The following is a 762-nucleotide window of genomic DNA, read 5'->3' as shown; positions in this document are numbered from 1 at the left end:
GGGGGGGGGCCGGGGGGGGGGCGGGGGGGGGGGGCGGGGCCGGGGCGGGGGCCGGGGGGGGGGGCCCCGGCGCGGGGGGGGGGGGGGGGGCGGGGGGCGGGGGCGGGGTCGGGATCAGTGTCTGGGCCAGCGCCTGGGTCGGGGTCGGGATCAGTGCCTGGGTCGGGGTCGGGATCTGGGGCAGGGCCTGAGCCGGGATCGGCGCCTGGGCCTGGGCCGCACCCCGGCCGTCCGGGTGCCGCGCCCGGCCGCCGCCCCGTCCCGCTGGTGGTCCTGCTGCACGGTGGCGCCTGGCGCGCCCCGTACGACCGCCGCCACCTCTCGCCCCTGGCCGGTCACCTCGCCGCGCACGGCTTCGCCGTCGCCTCGGTCGAGTACCGGCGGGGGCGGGACGGCGAGCGCCCGGCGGCCGGTGCGGGCACGCCGCCCGCGGGGCGGGCCCGGCCGCTGGCCGGGCGGTGGCCCGAGACCTTCGACGACATCGCGGCGGCCCTGGACGCGCTGCCCGCGCTGGTCCGCGGCCTGCCGGGGCCCGACTGGTCGGCGCTGGACGCGGAGCGGCCGGTCCTGGTGGGGCACTCGGCCGGTGGGCACGCCGCGCTGTGGGCGGCGGCCCGGGGGCCCCGGGCCGGCGCGGGGCCCCGGGGGGGGGCGGGGGGGCGGGGTGGGGGGGGGGGGGGGGGGCGGGGCCTGGGGGGTGGGGGGGGGGGGCCCCGCGGCCGGCCCCCCGGCCCGCCGCCCGAGCGGAGACGACGGGTACCC

Annotated in this window: 1 protein-coding gene and 1 pseudogene; both read left to right on the top strand. The window is 86.5% G+C overall.

Features of this window, described 5'->3' with window-relative positions; genetic code table 11:
• The coding region (locus AAHZ94_RS34785; protein ID WP_349997652.1) for a hypothetical protein at positions 1-191 on the top strand (191 nt) is incomplete at its 5' end.
• Positions 154-618, top strand: a pseudogene (locus tag AAHZ94_RS34780) (alpha/beta hydrolase); the annotation flags it as partial. The gene AAHZ94_RS34785 and the pseudogene AAHZ94_RS34780, both read left to right, overlap by 38 nt.
• Positions 619-762: the final 144 nt, after the last annotated feature.

The sequence above is a fragment of the Streptomyces sp. HSW2009 genome, assembly GCF_040240285.1.
Lineage (GTDB): Bacteria > Actinomycetota > Actinomycetes > Streptomycetales > Streptomycetaceae > Streptomyces.
This window is presented reverse-complemented; position numbering and strand designations above follow the sequence as displayed.